Annotated in this window: 17 protein-coding genes; 12 read left to right on the top strand and 5 right to left on the bottom strand. The window is 71.1% G+C overall.

Annotated elements, in window-relative coordinates; translation table 11 throughout:
• Nucleotides 1-187: 187 nt before the first annotated feature.
• Genes ACFQU3_RS00790 through ACFQU3_RS00780 form a run of 3 tightly spaced genes read right to left on the bottom strand, consistent with a single transcriptional unit; the run spans nt 188 to nt 2,602 of the window.
• Nucleotides 188-577 (bottom strand): DUF3054 domain-containing protein, encoded by a 390-nt coding sequence (locus ACFQU3_RS00790; protein WP_385905031.1) that lies wholly within the window; start codon nt 575-577, stop codon nt 188-190.
• The gene (locus ACFQU3_RS00785; RefSeq protein ID WP_385905028.1) at nt 574-1,563 is read right to left on the bottom strand and encodes a ribose-phosphate diphosphokinase; all 990 of its coding nucleotides are present in this window, start codon (nt 1,561-1,563) and stop codon (nt 574-576) included. Before ACFQU3_RS00785 ends, ACFQU3_RS00790 begins: the two co-directional genes overlap by 4 nt.
• Before the next feature lie 40 nt (nt 1,564-1,603).
• A complete protein-coding gene (locus tag ACFQU3_RS00780; protein WP_385905025.1) occupies nt 1,604-2,602 on the bottom strand; it encodes an alpha/beta hydrolase in 999 nt (332 codons plus the stop codon).
• 195 nt (nt 2,603-2,797) lie between these two features.
• Between ACFQU3_RS00780 and ACFQU3_RS00775 the strand changes: the two genes are divergently transcribed.
• The 5 genes from ACFQU3_RS00775 (at nt 2,798) to prcA (ending at nt 8,957) form a co-directional block, all read left to right on the top strand.
• Nucleotides 2,798-5,356 carry a lysylphosphatidylglycerol synthase domain-containing protein gene (locus ACFQU3_RS00775; RefSeq protein WP_385905022.1) on the top strand — a complete coding sequence of 853 codons (2,559 nt, stop codon included), beginning with the start codon at nt 2,798-2,800 and terminating at the stop codon, nt 5,354-5,356.
• A gap of 74 nt (nt 5,357-5,430) precedes the next feature.
• Complete coding sequence (dop, locus tag ACFQU3_RS00770) at nt 5,431-6,951, top strand: depupylase/deamidase Dop (RefSeq protein ID WP_385905019.1); 1,521 nt, start codon at nt 5,431-5,433, stop codon at nt 6,949-6,951.
• Between the two features lie 166 nt (nt 6,952-7,117).
• A complete protein-coding gene (locus ACFQU3_RS00765) occupies nt 7,118-7,324 on the top strand; it encodes a ubiquitin-like protein Pup (protein WP_385905016.1) in 207 nt (68 codons plus the stop codon).
• Nucleotides 7,321-8,154: a proteasome subunit beta gene (gene prcB, locus ACFQU3_RS00760; RefSeq protein ID WP_385905013.1), complete on the top strand. Its 834-nt coding sequence runs from the start codon at nt 7,321-7,323 to the stop codon at nt 8,152-8,154. Before ACFQU3_RS00765 ends, prcB begins: the two co-directional genes overlap by 4 nt.
• Nucleotides 8,151-8,957 (top strand): proteasome subunit alpha, encoded by an 807-nt coding sequence (gene prcA, locus ACFQU3_RS00755; RefSeq protein WP_385905011.1) that lies wholly within the window; start codon nt 8,151-8,153, stop codon nt 8,955-8,957. The genes prcB and prcA overlap by 4 nt, the downstream gene beginning before the upstream one ends.
• 140 nt (nt 8,958-9,097) lie before the next feature.
• Here prcA and ACFQU3_RS00750 read toward each other — a convergent pair whose 3' ends face one another.
• Nucleotides 9,098-10,303: a hypothetical protein gene (locus ACFQU3_RS00750; protein ID WP_385905008.1), complete on the bottom strand. Its 1,206-nt coding sequence runs from the start codon at nt 10,301-10,303 to the stop codon at nt 9,098-9,100.
• Nucleotides 10,304-10,504: 201 nt separating this feature from the next.
• Here ACFQU3_RS00750 and pafA point away from each other — a divergent pair, with 201 nt between their 5' ends.
• The 3 genes from pafA to ACFQU3_RS00735 all read left to right on the top strand — a co-directional run bounded on the left by pafA (nt 10,505) and on the right by ACFQU3_RS00735 (nt 13,488).
• Nucleotides 10,505-11,896 carry a Pup--protein ligase gene (gene pafA / locus ACFQU3_RS00745; RefSeq protein ID WP_385905006.1) on the top strand — a complete coding sequence of 464 codons (1,392 nt, stop codon included), beginning with the start codon at nt 10,505-10,507 and terminating at the stop codon, nt 11,894-11,896.
• Between the two features lie 181 nt (nt 11,897-12,077).
• Nucleotides 12,078-13,070 carry an FKBP-type peptidyl-prolyl cis-trans isomerase gene (locus ACFQU3_RS00740; protein WP_385905003.1) on the top strand — a complete coding sequence of 331 codons (993 nt, stop codon included), beginning with the start codon at nt 12,078-12,080 and terminating at the stop codon, nt 13,068-13,070.
• Nucleotides 13,071-13,101: 31 nt separating this feature from the next.
• Complete coding sequence (locus tag ACFQU3_RS00735) at nt 13,102-13,488, top strand: FKBP-type peptidyl-prolyl cis-trans isomerase (RefSeq protein WP_385905001.1); 387 nt, start codon at nt 13,102-13,104, stop codon at nt 13,486-13,488.
• A 2-nt stretch (nt 13,489-13,490) separates the two neighbouring features.
• Here the strand turns inward: ACFQU3_RS00735 and ACFQU3_RS00730 are convergent, their stop codons facing one another.
• On the bottom strand, nt 13,491-14,609 hold the full coding sequence (locus ACFQU3_RS00730) for a DUF3866 family protein (protein WP_385904998.1): 1,119 nt from the start codon (nt 14,607-14,609) through the stop codon (nt 13,491-13,493).
• Between the two features lie 82 nt (nt 14,610-14,691).
• On the opposite strand from ACFQU3_RS00730, the gene ACFQU3_RS00725 reads away from it, so the two are divergent.
• From ACFQU3_RS00725 to tatC, 4 genes are all read left to right on the top strand, one after another.
• The gene (locus ACFQU3_RS00725) at nt 14,692-15,702 is read left to right on the top strand and encodes a helix-turn-helix transcriptional regulator (RefSeq protein WP_385904995.1); all 1,011 of its coding nucleotides are present in this window, start codon (nt 14,692-14,694) and stop codon (nt 15,700-15,702) included.
• The gene (locus ACFQU3_RS00720) at nt 15,699-16,691 is read left to right on the top strand and encodes a helix-turn-helix transcriptional regulator (RefSeq protein WP_385904992.1); all 993 of its coding nucleotides are present in this window, start codon (nt 15,699-15,701) and stop codon (nt 16,689-16,691) included. Before ACFQU3_RS00725 ends, ACFQU3_RS00720 begins: the two co-directional genes overlap by 4 nt.
• Nucleotides 16,692-16,886: 195 nt before the next feature.
• Nucleotides 16,887-17,249 carry a Sec-independent protein translocase subunit TatA gene (tatA, locus tag ACFQU3_RS00715; RefSeq protein WP_385904990.1) on the top strand — a complete coding sequence of 121 codons (363 nt, stop codon included), beginning with the start codon at nt 16,887-16,889 and terminating at the stop codon, nt 17,247-17,249.
• A 58-nt stretch (nt 17,250-17,307) separates the two neighbouring features.
• Nucleotides 17,308-18,114, top strand: coding sequence for a twin-arginine translocase subunit TatC (tatC, locus tag ACFQU3_RS00710; RefSeq protein WP_385904987.1), 807 nt, complete (start codon nt 17,308-17,310; stop codon nt 18,112-18,114).
• Nucleotides 18,115-18,118 lie beyond the last annotated feature (4 nt).

Below are 18,118 nucleotides of genomic sequence, written 5' to 3'. Positions count from 1 at the left end.
GCGCGCGGGTGGCGGGTGCGAAGTGCCCACTCGACTGCTCGGGGTCTTTCGGTGCGAAGTGCCCACTCGACTGCTCGGGGTCTTTCGGTGCAAAGTGCCCACTCGACTGCGTGCGGGTGGCCGGTGCAAAGTGCCCACTCGACTGCGGAGGTCGAGTGGGCACTTTGCACCGCCCTGGCGTGCGAGGTCAGGTGCGGGCGCCGAAGCGGCGGACGGCATACGCCCCGAGGGCCCGCCACCCGAGCAGGAACGCCGCGAGCACGAGTGACGCCACGACGACGAAGCTGGCGGCGGTGCCCGCGCCGACCGTATGGCGCAGGACCATGCCGACGACCAGCGTCGCGAACCACACCGTCACGCCAGGGGCCACGCCGATCGGCCAGGTGCGCCGCATGACGCGCACGACGAGCCAGCCGGTCACGGTGCCGGCGAGAAACGGCAGGACTGTCGAAAGGACACCGACCAGAGCGTTCGACTCGCCGTGGTTCGCACGACCCGCCACGGCGAAGACGACGACGAGCAGCACGTCCGTCGCGAACGCGAGCACCGGGCTGCGCCACCACGGGATGGCGATCATGCGGGCGCGTCGAACGGGAGCTTCGCCTGCGGAGGTGCGTGTGTCGGGTCGACGCCCTCGAAGAGTGAGCTGACCGAACGGCCGTGGTGGATGCGGCTGATCGCCTCGGCGAACAGCGCCGACACCGAACGGACCTTCAGCTCGGGCCATCCCTGGGGCGCGGGCACCGTGTCGGTCGTGACGACCTCGGTGACGAACGGGTGGTCGCGCAGCCGCTCGACGGCCTTGCCGGCGAACAGGCCATGGGTGCACACGATCGCTGCCTCGGTGGATCCGGCGTCCTTGAGGCGGTCCATGAGCTCGAGCATCGAACCGCCGGTCGCGATCTCGTCGTCGAGGATGATCGCGCGCCGACCCGCCACGTCGCCGACGATCGAGTCGATGACGACGCGGTCGTCGGACACCCGCTGCTTCGAGCCCGCCGCGACCGGCAGGCCGAGCAGCCGGGCGAACTGGGTGGCGACCTTCGCGTTGCCGAGGTCGGGGCTGACCACGATCGAGTTGGTGAGGTCGCTGTCGCGGAAGTGGTCGGCGAGCACGCCGATGGCCGTGAGGTGGTCGACGGGGGTGGAGAAGAAGCCGTGCACCTGCGGTGCGTGCAGCGCCATGGTCAGGACGCGGTGGCACCCGGCGGTGGAGATCATGTCGGCGACCAGGCGGCCGCCGAGTGAGATGCGCGACGCGTCCTTCTTGTCGGAGCGGGCGTAGGCGTAGTGGGGCATGACGGCCGTGATCTGGGCCGCAGAGGCGCCGCGGGCCGCATCGATCATCAGGAGCAGCTCCATGAGGTGCTCCTGCGTCGGCGGGACGAGCGGCTGGACGATGTAGACGTCGCGCTGGCGGCAGTTCGCGAGAAGCTGCGCCTGGAGGCAGTCGTTGCTGAACCTCTTGATGTCGACGGGGGAGCGGGTCACCCCGAGGTGGCCGCAGATGCGGTCGGCGAGCGCCGGGTGCGCCGAGCCGCTGAACACGACGACATCGTTCACTTCGAGACCATCCCTCTCGAGACCCGCGTGCGTTCGCAGACTATCCGACCTGGCCGGGCCGTGCGTGCCGGGTGACCCAGTCGACCAGCTCGGTGCGGGCGGCGGCGCCGGACAGGGTGGCTCCGGGGAAGCTCAGGAAGCCGTGCGGCACACGCGGGTAGTTCGTGTGGTGCACCGTGACCCCCGCGTCGTGCAGGGCCAGGGCGTACTGGGCCCCCTCGTCGCGGAGCGGGTCGAGGTCGGCGGTCTGGATGAGTGTGGGTGGCAGACCGCTGAGGTCGCGAGCGTGCAGAGGTGAGACGAGGGGGTCGCGCACGTGGAGGGCGTCGTCGGCGTCGCCGAGGTAGTGGGCCAGGAACGCGTCCATGTCGGCCCGCGTGAGGATCGGGGCCTGCGCGTGCTGGGCCACCGACGGCGAGCTCATCGTCGCGTCGAGGGCGGGGTAGACGAGCGCCTCGTAGGCGACGTCGACGCCACCCTCGCCGCGGAGCACCTGGGCGACGACGGCCGCGAGGTTGCCGCCGGCGGAGTCGCCCGCGAGGCCGAGACCCGAGTGCCGGATGCCGGCTCCGGACGCGTCGGAGGCCGCCCAGCGGGCGGCGTCGACGCAGTCGTGTGCGGCCTGCGGGGCCCGGTGCTCCGGGGCGAGGCGGTAGTCGACGTTGAGCACGGCGACCCGGGCGCGGTGCGCCACCCAGGCACAGATGGGGTCGTACCCCCGCGTGTTGCCGAGCACCCATCCGCCACCGTGGAACCACAGCATCGCGGGCAGGATCTCGTCATCGGTGTGTCGTGGGCGGTAGGTGCGCACGTCGACCTCGTGGCCGTCGCGCGCTTCGAAGCTCGTGCCGGAGATCTCGACGCCGGTCGGCACCGGGCCCGTGACCCAGGTGAACGGCACCCTCGCGGGGGCGAACCATGCTCTGCTGCGGGCGATCTCGTCGGCCGACTGCATACGCTCGGCCCCGCGCGACCGACTCAGCGCGCGGACGAGCAGCTTGGTCCGCAGAGGCATGTCCCACGAGTCGGTGGTCGTCACGGGCGCCAGTCTGGCACTCGGGGCACCTGACTGCCTTGGTGTGCCACGGCTGTGCATACGGTGCCGCTGCAGCCATTCCGCGGTGGGCTCAGGCAGGATTGGCCCATGCCCGGCAACTCGGAGCGGACGCGGAGCCCCACGGAAGGGCCCCCGACCCCCCACGCCGCGCAGCCTGACGACACCACGGGGGAGACCATGCGCCGAATGGCGGAGGACGTGCACGAGAGCGAGGAGCGCGAGGTCCACGACCTCGCGGAGCCCTTGGCCGGGACACCGGAAGTCAACGAGGCGACGGAGACGGCGGACACGACGGAGAGCGCGGACAGGACAAGGACGGCGGACACGACCGAGGGGTCGGCCGGCGCGCCCGCCTCACGCGAAGCCGAGGCGCCCGGCGTCGAGGTCGTGGAGCCGCCGATCCCCGAGCGTGTGCGGCGCCCGATCGACGGCGTACGCCTTGCCGCGGCGGTCGTGCTCCTGGTCGTCGGTCTCGTCGTCGCCGACCTCGCCGCGGACACGCGCGGCGCCGTCGAGCAGGACCTCACCGAGGTCACGAGCGGCCTGCCGCGCCTCGTGCTGACCCTGCTCGGCTGGATGAGCGGCATCGGCGTGCTGCTGCTGCCGATCGGCGTCGGGGCCGACCTGCTCGCGCGTCGTCGTCCGATGCAGCTGATCCAGGCCCTCGGTGCCGCGGTCGTAGCCGGCATCCTCGTCATCGTCCTCGCCGTCCTGGTGCAGTCGGGCAACGGCGGGTTCGTCACGGACGTCCTGACCCGCCCGACGGCGACCGGCCACACCGGGCCCCTCGACATCGTCATCGTCTCGATGGTGGCGCTGCTCACCGTGGCCGACATCTCCGGACGCAAGTGGATCTCGCCCATCGCCACCGGGGTCGTCATCGCCACCCTCGTCACGACGCTCCTCTCGGGCGCCATGACGTTGGCCGCGCTCGCCTGCTCCCTGCTCGTCGGCTGGATCGTCGGCCTCGCGTTCCGCCTCGGTTTCGGAGTCACCTCGACCCGCCCACCCGCGACGGAGGTGGCAGCGGTGCTCGTCGCGGGCGGCATACCCCTGACGCGGCTCGAGCTCGTCGACGCCAACGACGCGGGCGACCGGAGGTATGCCGGCACGACCCCCGAGGGCCCCCTCGACGTCCACGTGATCGACCGTGACACGTTCGGTCTCGCGTCCGGTCGACGCCTGCTGCGCGTCCTGCGGCTGCGCAGCGGCTTCACCCGCCCGCCGGCGCTGACGCTGCGCTCCGAGATCGAGCACCGCACGCTCATGGGGCTCGCGCTGCACGATGCCGGCATCGGAGCACCACGCCCCGTCGCCGTCTCCGAGGTCGGCCCGTTCTCGGCCGTCATCGCCTACGTCGAGCCGGTGGGGACACCCGTCGCCGACCTCGGCGACCGGATCGACGACGCCCAGCTCGCGGGCATGTGGCGACTGGCCGCCACCTTGCACCAGCGGCGCATCGTGCACCGCCATCTCAGCCCGTCGACGGTGCTCGTCGACGACCAGGGCCGGGTGTCCCTCGCCAGCCTCGGCAGCGGCGACGTCGCCGCCGACGACATCAGCCTGCGCATCGACCTCGCGCAGCTGCTGACGACGGTGGCCCTCGCGGTCGGCCCCGAGCGGACCGTGGACTCGGCCGTCGCGGCACTCGGCGAGGACGCGGTCCTGCGCGCCGTCCCCGTGCTCCAACCCGTCGCGCTCAGCCCCGACACGCGTGAGGCGCTCAGGCTCTCGAAGTCCGTCATGGGGGAGCTGCGCGAGCTGCTCGTGGCGCTACGCCCCCGGACAGAGGCCGTCGAACCCGTCCAGCTGCGACGCATCTCGGCGCGCGGCGTCGTCACGATCATCGGTGGCGGCATCGCCGGGTACCTGCTGCTGACCCAGCTCGCCCAGGTCGACATCGGCCAGGTCGTCAGCACCGCGGACTGGCGGTGGGCCGCGCTGCTCGTCGCCTTCGCGGCTGCGACCTTCGCCGGAGCCTCGCTCGCCCTTGCCGGCGCCGTGCAGATCAGCCTGAAGTTCATCCGCACCTACATGACCCAGCTCGCGGTCGCCTTCAGTGGTCTCGTCGCGCCTGCGGCCGTCGGCAACATCGCGCTCAACACCCGCTACCTGCAGACGTCCGGCCTTCCGCCGACGGTCGCCGGCGCGAGCGTCGGCGTCGCCCAGGTGGCCCAGTTCTGCTCGTACTTCGTGCTGCTCGTCATCTCGGGCGTGGTGGCCGGCACCGGGCCTGCCGTGTCGTTCAGCCCCTCGCCCGTCCTCGTCGCGGGCATCCTGGTCGTCGTCATCCTCGCGCTCGGCCTGCTCGCCGTGCCCAGGATCCGGGGGCTGCTGTTCGACCGCGTGCTGCCGCAGGTGAGGTCGGCCGTGCCGCAGGTGCTCGCCGTGCTTCAGCACCCGAAGAAGCTGACCCAGCTCCTCGGGGGCGCGCTGCTGCTCGACGTGTCGTTCGTCGCCGCGCTCGTCTGCGCGACGAAGGCCTTCGGCGCAGACGCGTCGATCGCGGCGATCGCCGTCGTGTACTTCGCGGGCGCCATCGTCGGCTCGGCGGTTCCGACCCCCGGTGGCCTCGGCGGCATCGAGGCGGCCATGTCGTTCGGTCTCATCTCGATCGGCGTCGACAGCGGCACCGCGGTCTCGTCCGTGCTGCTCTACCGGCTCGCGACGTACTGGCTGCCGATCCCGTTCGGCTGGTTCTCGCTCAACCGCCTCCAGAAGGTGGGGGCCATCTAGCCGGGCCCGCTGTCCACGGCACAGGGCGACGGACCGGCGACGATGACCGGGAAGCGGGCGGTTATCGTCGGGCCATGACGGTGCGGCGGATCATGGGGCTCGAGACCGAGTACGGCATCTCGGTGCCCGGCGACCCGATGGCCAACCCGATGTTCCTCTCCGGGCAGGTCGTCAGCGTGTACGCAGCCGCCCAAGGGATCCGCTCCAACCAGTCGAGCTGGGACTACGCGTTCGAGGACCCGCTGCGCGACGCGCGCGGCTGGCAGCTCGACCGGCAGACCGCCGACCCGAGCCAGCTGACCGACATCGAGGACCCGACCCTCGCCAACGTCGTGCTGACCAACGGAGCCCGCTACTACGTCGACCACGCGCACCCCGAGTACAGCTCGCCCGAGGTCACGCTGCCGCGAGACGCGGTCGTCTGGGACCGCGCCGGCGACGCGATCGCCCTCGAGTCCGTGCGCCTGCTCGCGGCACGCCCCGGGCAGGCGCCGGTCAACCTCTACAAGAACAACGCCGACGGCAAGGGCCAGTCCTACGGCACGCACGAGAACTACCTCATGCCGCGCCGCACCGCCTTCCCCGACATCGTGCGCCACCTCATCCCCTTTTTCGTGACGCGTCAGGTCGTCTGCGGCGCGGGCCGTGTCGGGCTCGGGGTCGACAGCAGGGGAGTGGGCTACCAGATCTCCCAGCGCGCCGACTTCTTCGAGACCGAGGTCGGGCTCGAGACGACGCTCAAGCGGCCGATCATCAACACGCGCGACGAGCCACACGCCGTCGCCGACCGCTACCGCCGCCTCCACGTCATCATCGGGGACGCCAACCACCTCGACGTCGCGTCCCTGCTCAAGACCGGGACGACCTCGCTCGTGCTCGGCATGATCGAGGACGGTCACCTCACCGAGGACTGGTCGATCCGCCGCCCCGTCGCCGCCCTCCAGGCGATCTCCCACGACCCCGGTCTGACTGCGACGGTCGAGCTCGTCGACGGCCGCACGATGACCGCCGTCGAGGTCCAGTGGATGTATCTCGAGGCGGCCCGAGCCTGGCTCGACCGACGCGGCTCGGACCCCGAGCCCGAGGCCACAGCGGAGGTGATGACGCTGTGGGAGGAGGTCCTGACCCGCCTCGGCAGTGACGTCATGTCGTGCGCGCCCATGCTCGACTGGGTGGCCAAGCTGAAGCTCCTCGAGGGCTACCGCGCACGCGACGGACTCGCGTGGGACGACCACCGTCTCTCCGCGATCGACATCCAGTGGGCCGACGTGCGCCCGGAGAAGGGTCTCGTGCACCGCCTCCGCGACCGCGGCATGCTGCACGACCTTGTGACACCCGAGGAGATCAAGGCCGCCCAGACGACGCCGCCGGAGGACACCCGGGCGTGGTTCCGGGGAGAGTGCGTCCGGCGCTTCACCCAGCAGGTCTTCTCCGCGAGCTGGGACTCCGTCGTGTTCGACGTGCCCGGACGCGCGAGCCTGCAACGAGTGCCGATCCTCGAGCCGGAGCGTGGCACGCGGGCGCAGGTCGGCGCCCTCCTCGAACAGAGCGCCGACGTCGTGGAGCTGCTTCGCGGCCTCGCCACGCCCGAGTAGTCGGTCCGACTGCCTGACCGCGCCAGGGCCGTGAGGAAGCGAGTCCTGCCGGGGCGGAGGCGGCCGTCGGCGTACGCGTGTCCACCGTGGGCCGTGGGTGCTCGGAGTGCGAGGTGGGCACGCGTTAGGGTCAGGGCAAGAGGTCTTACACGTCTGGGAGGTAGCCATGCCGGGTCAGGAGCACGCCAAGCCGCAGCGTCGTGACGAGGAGCCGCCGGAGACTCCGGAAGCCCCTCCCGCCGCACCGGCCGGGGCGGCCGTCAAGGAGGGCCTGTCCGACGACATCGACAGCGTCCTCGACGAGATCGACGGCGTTCTCGAGTCGAACGCCGAGGAGTTCGTCCGCGGCTTCGTCCAGAAGGGCGGCCAGTGACCCACTCCGACCCGGGGCGACCTCGGCGTCTCGACGACGCCTTCCTCACGGCCGGCTCGTCGTCGTTCACCGACTTCGTGTCTGCCTACCGTCCTGAGCTGCTCCCCGCAGGCCGGCGCCTGCCCTCGGGGGCGAGCATCGAGGCTCCGCACGGCACGACGATCGTCTCGCTCCTCTTCGAGGGCGGCGTCGTCATGGCCGGTGACCGTCGCGCGACGATGGGCAACATCATCGCCAACCGCGACATGGAGAAGGTCTTCGCGGCCGACGACTACAGCGTCGTCGGGATAGCCGGCACCGCAGGCATCGCCATCGAGCTCGTCCGGCTCTACCAGGTCGAGCTCGAGCACTACGAGAAGATCGAGGGCGCGATCATGTCGCTCGAGGGCAAGGCCAACCGGCTGGCCTCGATGATCCGCAGCAACCTCGCCCTCGCCATGCAGGGACTGACGGTCGTGCCGACGTATGCCGGCTTCGACCTCGAGTCCGCGACGGGTCGGATCTACTCCTACGACGTCACGGGCGGCTGCTACCAGGAGAACGGCCACCACTCGTCGGGGTCGGGCTCGGTCTTCGCGCGAGGGGCCCTCAAGAAGCTGTGGCGCCCCGGGCTCGACGAGCAGCAGGCCGTGGCCATCGCCGTGGAGTCGCTCTACGACGCCGCCGACGACGACTCCGCGACCGGCGGGCCCGACCTCGGCCGCCAGATCTGGCCGACGGTCGCCGTCGTCGACCACTCCGGCGCGAGGTTCGTGGGCCAGGACGCCCTCGAGGAGCACGTCCAGCGCATCGTGGCGGCACGTCGTGACAACCCGGGAGGCGCCCGATGACCATGCCGTTCTACGTCCCGCCCGAGCAGGTCATGAAGGACCGGGCGGACTTCGCGCGCAAGGGAATTGCCCGTGGCCGGTCGGTCATCGTCATCGGCTACGACCGCGGCATCGCCTTCGTGGCCGAGAACCCCTCCCGGGCCCTTCACAAGGTCTCCGAGATCTATGACCGCATCGCCTTCGCTGCGGTCGGCCGCTACAACGAGTTCGAGAGCCTGCGCGTCGCCGGCATCCGCTACGCAGACCTCCGGGGCTACTCCTACGACCGCACGGACGTCACCGCGCGGGCCCTGGCCAACACGTACGCGCAGACCCTGGGCGCCGTCTTCACCCAGGAGTCCAAGCCCTTCGAGATCGAGATCGTCGTGGCGGAGGTGGGCGCCGACAGCGACGCCGACCAGATCTTCCGGCTCACCTACGACGGATCGGTCGCCGACGAGCAGGGCTTCGTCGCCATGGGCGGCGCGAGCGACGCCGCAGAGGAACGGCTCGGCACAGCGTGGCGCCCCGGCATGACGCTGAGCGAGGTCCTGCGCCTCGCCGTCGACGTGCTCGATGCCGGCGACAACGGCGAGCGGCGCGCCCTCGACGCCGGCCAGCTCGAGGTGGCCGTGCTCGACCGGGACCGGCCGCGTCGGTCGTTCCGCCGCGTGGTCGGCCCGCTGCTGACGAGGCTGCTCGGCGACCGGGCGGAGGTGACCGACGCTCCCGCCCCTGCCCTGGGAGCCGAGCCGGAGTCACAGGCCGATGCAGGGACGGACGAGGCCTTGCCGGGCGCGGGGTCCGACGGGCCGCCTTCCTGACGACTCCTCCCAGCGCCCGGGCTCCCGCGAGCGAGGATGCGGCGGATGGATGCCAGCGGCATCCGTGAGACGACACGACGGAGGCCGCCCACCCGGTTGGGTGGGCGGCCTCCGTCGCGCGCGGAACCCCTGGCGGACGGTCAGCGTCGCTGGGAGCCGACCTTCTGTCCCGACGCGCTGCCCTCGTAGTACGACGACTCGTCAGAGCCGTACGACGAACCCTCGCCGTCACCGGCGTCCGACTGCTCGCCCTGCTCGGTGCTCTCGTCCGCGGGCTGCTCGTCTGCCTCTGACGTCGCGTCCTCGTCGGACTCGGCGGCAGCGGCCTCCGGCGCGGTGTCGGCCGCCTGCTCGGCCTGTGCGGGCTCGACGGTCGCGGGCTGCGCCTCGGCCACCGGGGCCGGCTGCGCGGGCTTGTCGGGCGCACCCAGCGAGTCCATGAGCGCGCCGCCGCCGAGAGTGGCGAGCATCTGGCGGACGTTGCCGAGCTGGGCGGTGATGCTGTCGCGCTGGGCCGTCGCAGCCGCGAGCTCGCGGTCGGACTCCTCCCGCAGGCGCGACGCGTGGTCGCGCGCCTCGGACACGATCTGGTCGGCCTGGGCCTGGGCGTTCTCGAGCAGCCGCTCGGCCCTGGCGCGCATCTCGTGCGCGTCGTGCTCGGCCCGCTCGGTGACCTGGCGCAGGCGCGACTCGCTCTCGTTGAGGGCGGCCTCCTGCTGCTGGCGGCGCGCCTCGAACTCGGCGTCGGCCGACTCGCGGCGCGCGGCGAGCTTGACCTCGAGCTCGGCGGACGCGGTCGATGCCCTGAGGCGGTGGGCCTCGTACTCGGCCGCGGCCTCCTGGCGCTGCGCCGAGGTGACGCTCTGTGCCTCGGCGACGACGGCCTGGGCCTCGCGGTTGGCCTGCGCGATGATCCGCACGGCCTCCTCGTCGGCGCGGGCGCGGGCCTGCTCGGCGTACGCGCCGGTCGTCGCCTTGAGGTCGGCGGCGGCACGGTGGGCGCGATCGCGGATCTCGTCGGCCTCAGCGGCCGCGCGGGTGCGCATCTCGCCGGCCTCCTGGTCGGCGAGCGACAGGATCTGCCCGATGCGCTCACCGAGGTCGGCGAACGTCTGTGCGGGCGCCGGTGCACTGTTCTTCTTGAGGTCGGCCATCACGCGCGATTGCTGACCGAGCTGTCCCCGCAGGTCGGTCAGGGCGGCGTTGAGCTTGGTCAGCTCGACGCTGCGCTCGGCGGCGTCCTTCTTGGCGGCCTGGAGGGTGCGGTTCTGCGACTCGATGAAGGCGTCAACCTCTTCGGGCTCGTAGCCGCGTCGGGAGAACTTGAAGTGTGGTCTGTCGATCATTTCCGTCCAATGCAGGGAGGTGGAGGGGTACGGCGGAGGGGACAGCCGTCATTGTGACAGCCGCACGTGACTGACTATCACAGAGATCGGCACGTCGGACTACCCGTCGGGACGAGGTCGTGACCCGTCCGTGAGCACCGAGCCGCGCCGAGTGACAACGGCCGCCGACGGTGCAGGCCTCGCGCCGCCTAGAGTTGGTTCATGGAGCGGCGGATCTTCGGGATCGAGAACGAGTACGGCGTCACCTGCACGACGCAGGGCCAGCGCCGTCTGACTCCCGACGAGGTCGCCCGGTACCTCTTCCGCCGGGTCGTCGCGTGGGGTCGGTCGAGCAACGTCTTCCTCGGCAACGGCGCCCGCCTCTACCTCGACGTCGGCTCGCATCCCGAGTACGCCACGGCCGAGTGCGACTCCGTGCGTGAGCTCGTCATCCAGGACAAGGCGGGGGAGCGGATCCTCGAGGGCCTCGTGGAGGACGCCCAGGGGCGTCTGCGTGACGACGGTGTCGAGGGCGAGATCTTCGTCTTCAAGAACAACACCGACTCGGCAGGCAACTCCTACGGCTGCCACGAGAACTACCTCTACGGCCGCACGGGCGACTTCCAGCGCGTGTCCGACATGTTCATCCCGTTCCTGATCAGCCGTCAGATCACGTGCGGTGCCGGCAAGGTCGTCGCGACCGCGCACGGCGCGAGCTTCGCGGTCAGCCAGCGCGCCGACCACATCTGGGAGGGCGTGTCGTCGGCGACGACACGCAGCCGGCCGATCATCAACACGCGTGACGAGCCGCACGCCGATGCCGAGAAGTACCGTCGCCTGCACGTCATCGTCGGCGACTCCAACATGTCGGAGACGACGAACCTGCTCAAGGTCGGCAGCGCCGACCTCGTGCTGCGGATGATCGAGTCCGGGGTCGTGATGCGGGACCTGTCGATGGAGAACCCCATCCGGGCCATCCGCACCATGAGCCACGACCCGACGGGTCGTGCGACCGTGCGCCTCGCCAACGGGCGCGAGCTGTCCGCCCTCGACATGCAGCGCGAGTACCTCGACAAGGCGATCGAGTTCGTCGACCGCGAGGGCATGGACAGCCCCGACACCAAGCAGGTCATCGACCTGTGGGGGAGGGCTATCGACGCCATCGGCAAGGGCGACCTCGATGCGATCGACACCGAGATCGACTGGGTCATCAAGCACCGTCTCATCGAGCGCTACCGCGAGCGCCACGGTCTGGCGCTGACCGAGGCGCGCGTCCAGCAGCTCGACCTCGCCTACCACGACATCAACCGCAGACGGGGCCTCTTCTACCTGCTCCAACGGCATGGCCGGACGGCCCGAGTCGCCTCCGACGTGGAGATCTTCGAGGCGAAGGTACGCCCGCCGCAGTCGACGCGGGCCAAGCTGCGCGGCGACTTCATCCGCGCTGCGCAGGCCCACGGCCGCGACTTCACGGTCGACTGGGTGCACCTCAAGCTCAACGACCAGGCGCAGAGGACGGTGCTCTGCAAGGACCCGTTCCGCGCGGTCGACGAGCGCGTCGAGCGTCTGATGGAGACCATCGACCGCTCGCCGTCGATCCAGCGACCCCTCTGACCCGAGACCCTCTGACCCGAGACTGGCGATCCCGGCGGGCGTGCCCCCGGGTGGCCGAGACGTCCACCACGGGAACCTGTCAGTGCGCTGTGTGTCCCCCACATGGGAGGGCGTTACAGTGGCTGGGCTTTGCCCTGCGGGACCTCCACCACCCGCCCGCCCCGACCGAAAGTCATTCCCTGTGCGCCCCAACCGCCCGGCCGCTCGCACGGCCCTCGCCCTGATCGCTGCCCTCGGGCTCACGACCGTCGCCGCGTGCGGCAGCAGCCCGAGCGGGTCGTCGGGCTCGACCACCACCGCACCCGCGTCGGTCGCACTCAAGAGCGTGACCGCCACCGGCGCCGTCGATCTCAAGACCGCCCCCAAGATCTCGCTGGGCAAGACCCCGATCAGCTCCAAGGCCGTCGAGCACAAGGTGCTCACGGCGGGCACGGGCAAGGCGGCGACCAAGGCCGACACCGTTCGGCTGCGCGCGCAGATCTACAACGGCACCAGCGGCAAGCTGATCGACGACGGCTACGCCAAGGGTCGGGGGGAGGAGGCCTACCGCCTCGGCCGCACGGACATCGTCGCCGGCTTCACCGAGGGCCTCGTCGGGGCCACGAAGGGCGGCCGCATCGCGTTCACCATCCCGCCGGACAAGGGCTTCGGCGCGGCGGGCAACGACCAGCTCGGCGTCAAGGGCACCGACACCATCGTCGTGGTGGCCGACATCGCCGACGTGCACACGCCGTTGACGCAGGTCGACGGCACCCAGACCGCGGCTCCCGCGGGACTGCCTGCCGTCGAGTTCAAGAACGGTCCGACGAAGGCGCCCACCGTCACCGTCCCGAAGTCGGCGGCTCCGGCGACGACGCAGCAGGCGACGCTCGTCCAGGGCACCGGCGCGACCGTCCAGAAGGGCCAGACCATCAGCGCCCAGTACCACGGCGTGCTCTGGAAGGACGGCAGCGTCTTCGACTCCTCGTGGCAGCGCGGGGCGGCGGCCGACTTCCCCATCGGTGTCGGTGGCGTCATCCCCGGTTGGGACAACACCCTGGTGGGCAAGAAGGTGGGGAGCCGGGTGCTGCTCGTCATCCCGCCCAAGGACGGCTACGGCACCGCGGGCCAGCCCCCCAAGATCTCCGGCACCGACACCCTCGTCTTCGTCGTCGACATCCTCGACGCGTACTGACCGACCGCCACAACGAAACGGAGCACGCAGCATGGCACTCGACCCGAACCGCACCAAGCCCGAGATCGACTTCCCGGAGGGCGACGCACCCGCCGACCTCGTCGTGGAGGACCTCATCGAGGGCGACGGCCGCGAGGCCAAGGCCGGCGACACGGTCAGCGCCCACTACGTCGGCGTAGCCCACTCCACCGGGGAGGAGTTCGACTCGTCGTGGAACCGCGGCAACCCGCTCGACTTCCGTCTCGGCGTCGGCATGGTCATCCCCGGCTGGGACAAGGGCATCGAGGGCATGAAGGTCGGGGGCCGTCGCAAGCTGACCATCCCGGCCCATCTCGCCTACGGCGACCGTGGTGCGGGTGCGGCCATCGCACCGGGAGAGACGCTCATCTTCGTCGTCGACCTCGACGACGTGCGCTGAGGTCAGCCACCACCGACCAGCAACCGGGCGGCATACCGCCCCGCGACGGCCGCGCCGAGGAACCCGGCGCGGTCGTCGTCGTATCCGCGCCCCATCGTGCGCAGCGGCACGGGCGCCGCACGGAGCGCCGCGTCGAGCCCGTCACACGCCACCTCGTGCAAGGCGAGTCGACCGCCGGTCGAGGCGCACAGCTCGCGTGCCTCGTGCAGCACGCGCTCGCCCACCTCCCCGTCGAGCACCGGCACCGCCACGGCGGCCGGCACGAGCGCCACGCGTCCGTATGCCGTGTGGCTGTGGTGGGAGACGCCGCGGTGGCGTTCGCGCGGGTCGGCCTCCGAGATGCGGAGGGAGCACACGGGACGGCCGCCGAGCGTGCCGGCCGCGTTGACGGCCTCGCCCGCCGAAGTTCCCGAGAAGCCCCAGCGGGTGCCGGTACCGAGGTTGCCCGGCCCCTGCGAGACGACGACGAGGTCGGCGCCGACGACGTGCCGGGCGGCGAGCAGCCCGGTGTGCACGTTGACCGCCTCGAGGTCGCCGCCGAACGACTGGCCGACCGTGACCGACGCCGCGAGCCAGCCCGACTCGCGCAGCCCGGCGACGGTGCGGGAGAAGTCGATCGGGAGGGCGCCGCCGTCGGTCATCACGTAGGCGACGCGGAGCTCGGGGTCGGACTCGCGGATCCCCGCGATGATCGCCGGGAGGGCTGAGTGGAGGTCGGCGACGACCACGGGCATCTCGTCGAGGTCGTCGGCGTCAGCGAGCAGGCCGTGGTGCTCGCTGTCCTGCTCGTCGACACCGAGCACCATGGTCTGGCTCGGGGTGTAACGCGCCTTGACGAGGTGGCCCGCGACGGAGGTGACGTCGACGGGGTCGGGCAGGGCGTCGGGTGCGGCGACGACGATGGCGAACCCGCCCGTGCCGAGCCCCCGCTCGAGGGCGGTCGTGTTGAGCAGCACGTCGGTGCCGGGGCCGAGGGTGCCGACGACGTCGACGTAGCCGAGGGCCCGGACGACAAGGCCCTCGCCGCCGCCGTCGCGGGGGTCGACGCGGACGGCGTACTCGACGGCGCCCGCCCAGCGGGCGCGAGCCTCGACGACGACACCCCGGCGCCACTGGATCATGTCGTGACCCTATCGATCGCATGTTCGGGTAGCGTCGGACTGCCCGCCCGCGCCCGCCGCGCATGCCCACAGGAAGGTCTCGATGAGCCCTGCGTCTGCCTCCTCCGAGAAGACCGAACGGCTGCTCAACCTCATCCTCGCGCTGAAGTCGGCCCGCCGTCCCGTCTCGAAGCAGAAGATCCGCGAGTCCCTGCCGGCCTATGCCCAGGCGAGCTCCGACGAGGCGTTCGACCGGATGTTCGAGCGCGACAAGGACGAGCTGCGCGAGATGGGCATCCCGATCTCGACGACGGTCATCGACGTCCTCTTCGACGACGAGGTGGGCTACCGCATCGACTCGAGCGAGACGACGCTGCCGGCCATCTCGTTCGAGCCGGACGAGGTCGCAGCCCTCGCGCTCGCGGCTCGCGCCTGGTCGACCGCGTCGATCTCGGGGGCCGCGTCCGCAGGCCTGCGCAAGCTGCGGCTGTCGGGCGTCGAGATCGACGAGTCGATGGCCGCCGGCGCAGAGCCGCGCATCCGCACGAAGGAGCCCGCGTTCGAGGCGGTGCACGCCGCCGTGTCGGCCCTGCAGCCGATCACGTTCGACTACCGCAGGAACGACGGCGAGCTCTCGACCCGCCACGTGCAGCCCTGGGCCCTGAAGAACTGGCACGGCCGCTGGTACCTCACCGGCTTCGACGTCGACCGCGGCGAGGAGCGGGCCTTCCGCCTGAGCCGGTTCGAGGGGCAGGTCCGCAAGAAGGGCAGGGCCGGCACCTACGCCGTCCCGGCCGACCACGTGCCCGAGGTGGCCCTCGAGGGTCAGCCGGCCGAGCCGGAGGGGGTGGCGGTCGTGCGGGTGCGTCACGGACGGGGTCACACCCTGCGACGCCACGCCCAGCGCACGACCGAGCTCGACGAACGGTGGGCCGAGGTCGAGCTGCCCTACCGCCGGGGTACGACCGAGCGCGACGTCGCGGCTCTTGGCACGCACGCCGTGGCCGTCTCGCCACCGGAGCTCGTCGAGGGCGTGCGTTCGGCACTGCTCGCGGTGCTCGGCGAGCATGCCTCGGTCCCGAACGACGGCGACTCGAAGGGGGAGGGCTCATGAGTGGCGCACGTCGAACCGCAGCACGGCGACCGCCCGAGACGGCGACCCAGCGGCTGGGACGCCTGCTCGACATGGTCCCGTGGCTGCTGCAGCACCGCGGCGTCCCCATCGCCGACGCCGCCCGCGAGTTCGGGGTGTCCGAGGACCAGATCGTCGAGGACCTCGAGCTGCTCTTCGTGTGCGGCACGCCGGGCTACGGTCATGCCGAGCTCATCGACGCCCAGTGGGACAGCGGGCACATCTACCTCGACAACGCCGACGACATCGCTGCGCCCATGCGTCTTGGCAGGGACGAGGCCGTGACCCTCACGGCTGGGTTGCAGGCCCTCGGCTCGACACTTGTCGGCTCCGACGTGGCCGAGCGCACGCTCGCCAAGATCCGCGACGCGGCGGGCACCTCGGTCGGGACCCCCACGGGCCGCATCGACCTCGACCTCGACGATGGCAGCCAGCACGCGGCGATGGCCACGCTCAAGGACGCCTTCTCGCGCGGTCGCCGAGTGCATCTGCGCTACTACGTCGCGACGCGGGACGAGTCGACCGAGCGCGACGTCGACATCATGCGCATCCTCAACCTCGACTCCCAGTGGTACGTCGAGGGCTACTGCCACCGGGCCGAGGACGTGCGACTGTTCCGGCTCGACCGCATCGAGGATGCCTCGGTGCTCGACGAGGACGGCACGCCTCCTGAGAGCGCTCGTCCCCGCGACCTCGATGACGTCTTCGTGCCGGGCGAGAACGACCTCACCGTGGTGCTCGAGGCGAGCAGGTGGGCGGCGTGGATCGCCGACTACTACCCCAACGAGGGCGTCGAGCGGCGTTCTGACGGCTCGCTGCGGGTCACGCTCAAGGTCGCCGACCCTGCCCTCGTGCGCCGGCTCGTGCTCCGGCTCGGGGGAGAGGCGCGCGTCGTGGAGCCGCCCGAGCTCGTGGACGCGGTGGCCGAGGAGGCCCAGTCCGCTCTGGCCGCGTACGACGAAGCCGGCTGAGCGGGCACGTCCGGACCCCCCGACGACGGCGCGCCTGACGGCATCCGGACACGGCATCCCACATGGCGGTCACATCGTGAGCTCATGGCCACCGCACAGGTCACGTTCACCGAGCGCACGTATGCTGGACACCTGCAGCATCGAGGCTGCACCTGACGACCGATCGGGTCGCCAACCGACGAGGAGAGAACCACCATGCAGCTTCCTGGCGCCCCCGAGCTGATCATCATCGCGATCGTGCTCATCGCCCTGTTCGGATGGAAGAAGCTGCCCGACATGGCGCGCAGCCTCGGCCGCTCGGCCCGGGTGTTCAAGTCCGAGGTCGACGAGCTGAAGAAGGACGGCAAGCCGGTCCCGAGCGACGCCTCCGAGACCACGGTCAAGGGTGACGTCGTCGACGCCGAGGCCGAGCGCCGCGCCGCGGACGCCAGGCTCGCCGACGCCGAGCGCCGTGCCGCCGAGGCTCGCGCCGAGGCCGACCGCCTGCGCGCCGGCGACCCGTCCACCACGCCCACGAGCAGCACCGAGAGCGACGTCCGTCGCGACACGACGCTCTGAACGTGGGGCGGACCACGCGCCCTGACGCCAACGGCCTCCCACACGGACGTATCTGAATATGCCCTCGCTCCGACGCAAGCGCGACCCCGAGGGGCGGATGTCGCTCGGTGACCACCTCCGAGAGCTGCGCAACCGCATCACCATCAGCGCGATCGCGATCCTCATCGGCGCGATCTTCGGCTGGATCTACTACAACAGGATCATCGGCAAGCTCATCGAGCCGCTCAAGGAGCTCGCCGACAAGAGCGACGGCCTGATCAACATCAACTTCGCGGGGATGACTGACCCGTTCGCGATCCAGATCACGGTCTCGCTCTTCGCCGGGCTGATCATCGCCTCGCCGATCTGGCTCTTCCAGATCTGGGGCTTCATCGTCCCGGGCCTGACCGGCAAGGAGAAGCTCGTCGCGCGCCTGTTCGTCGTCGCGGCGGTCCCGCTCTTCCTCGCGGGGTGTCTCTTCGCGTTCGTCATGGTGCCCAAGGCCGTCACCGTCCTGCTCAGCTTCACGCCCACCGGGACGGCCAACCTCCAGGACGCCACGGCCTACCTCACGTTCGTGCTGAAGTTCATCATCGCGTTCGGCTGCGCGTTCCTGCTGCCCGTCTTCCTCGTCGCTCTCAACCTGGTCGGTGTGCTGCCGGCACGGTCGATGCTCAAGGGCTGGCGCCCGGCGGTCATGGTCATCCTCGTCTTCGCCGCGATCATGACCCCCACGCCCGACGCGTACACCATGCTCTTCCTCGCAACCCCGATGGTGCTGCTCTACTTCGCGTCGGTCGGTGTCGCGTTCCTGTTCGACCGCCGCAAGGAGGAGCACAAGCCGGACTGGCTGGACGTCCCCGACGACCAGGCCTCCTCCCTGTAGCGTT

Source organism: Terrabacter sp. GCM10028922, assembly GCF_042666095.1.
GTDB lineage: Bacteria > Actinomycetota > Actinomycetes > Actinomycetales > Dermatophilaceae > Terrabacter.
This window is presented reverse-complemented; position numbering and strand designations above follow the sequence as displayed.

Bases quoted from the DNA above. Each gene is read 5' to 3' on its own strand.
- ACFQU3_RS00720 (WP_385904992.1), top strand. From the start codon at position 15,699: ATGAGTGGCGCACGTCGAACCGCAGCACGGCGACCGCCCGAGACGGCG.
- ACFQU3_RS00730 (WP_385904998.1), bottom strand. From the start codon at position 14,609: ATGATCCAGTGGCGCCGGGGTGTCGTCGTCGAGGCTCGCGCCCGCTGG.
- ACFQU3_RS00725 (WP_385904995.1), top strand. From the start codon at position 14,692: ATGAGCCCTGCGTCTGCCTCCTCCGAGAAGACCGAACGGCTGCTCAAC.
- ACFQU3_RS00765 (WP_385905016.1), top strand. From the start codon at position 7,118: ATGCCGGGTCAGGAGCACGCCAAGCCGCAGCGTCGTGACGAGGAGCCG.
- prcA (WP_385905011.1), top strand. From the start codon at position 8,151: ATGACCATGCCGTTCTACGTCCCGCCCGAGCAGGTCATGAAGGACCGG.
- tatA (WP_385904990.1), top strand. From the start codon at position 16,887: ATGCAGCTTCCTGGCGCCCCCGAGCTGATCATCATCGCGATCGTGCTC.
- pafA (WP_385905006.1), top strand. From the start codon at position 10,505: ATGGAGCGGCGGATCTTCGGGATCGAGAACGAGTACGGCGTCACCTGC.
- ACFQU3_RS00750 (WP_385905008.1), bottom strand. From the start codon at position 10,303: ATGATCGACAGACCACACTTCAAGTTCTCCCGACGCGGCTACGAGCCC.
- dop (WP_385905019.1), top strand. From the start codon at position 5,431: ATGACGGTGCGGCGGATCATGGGGCTCGAGACCGAGTACGGCATCTCG.
- ACFQU3_RS00735 (WP_385905001.1), top strand. From the start codon at position 13,102: ATGGCACTCGACCCGAACCGCACCAAGCCCGAGATCGACTTCCCGGAG.
- ACFQU3_RS00790 (WP_385905031.1), bottom strand. From the start codon at position 577: ATGATCGCCATCCCGTGGTGGCGCAGCCCGGTGCTCGCGTTCGCGACG.
- ACFQU3_RS00775 (WP_385905022.1), top strand. From the start codon at position 2,798: ATGCGCCGAATGGCGGAGGACGTGCACGAGAGCGAGGAGCGCGAGGTC.
- tatC (WP_385904987.1), top strand. From the start codon at position 17,308: ATGCCCTCGCTCCGACGCAAGCGCGACCCCGAGGGGCGGATGTCGCTC.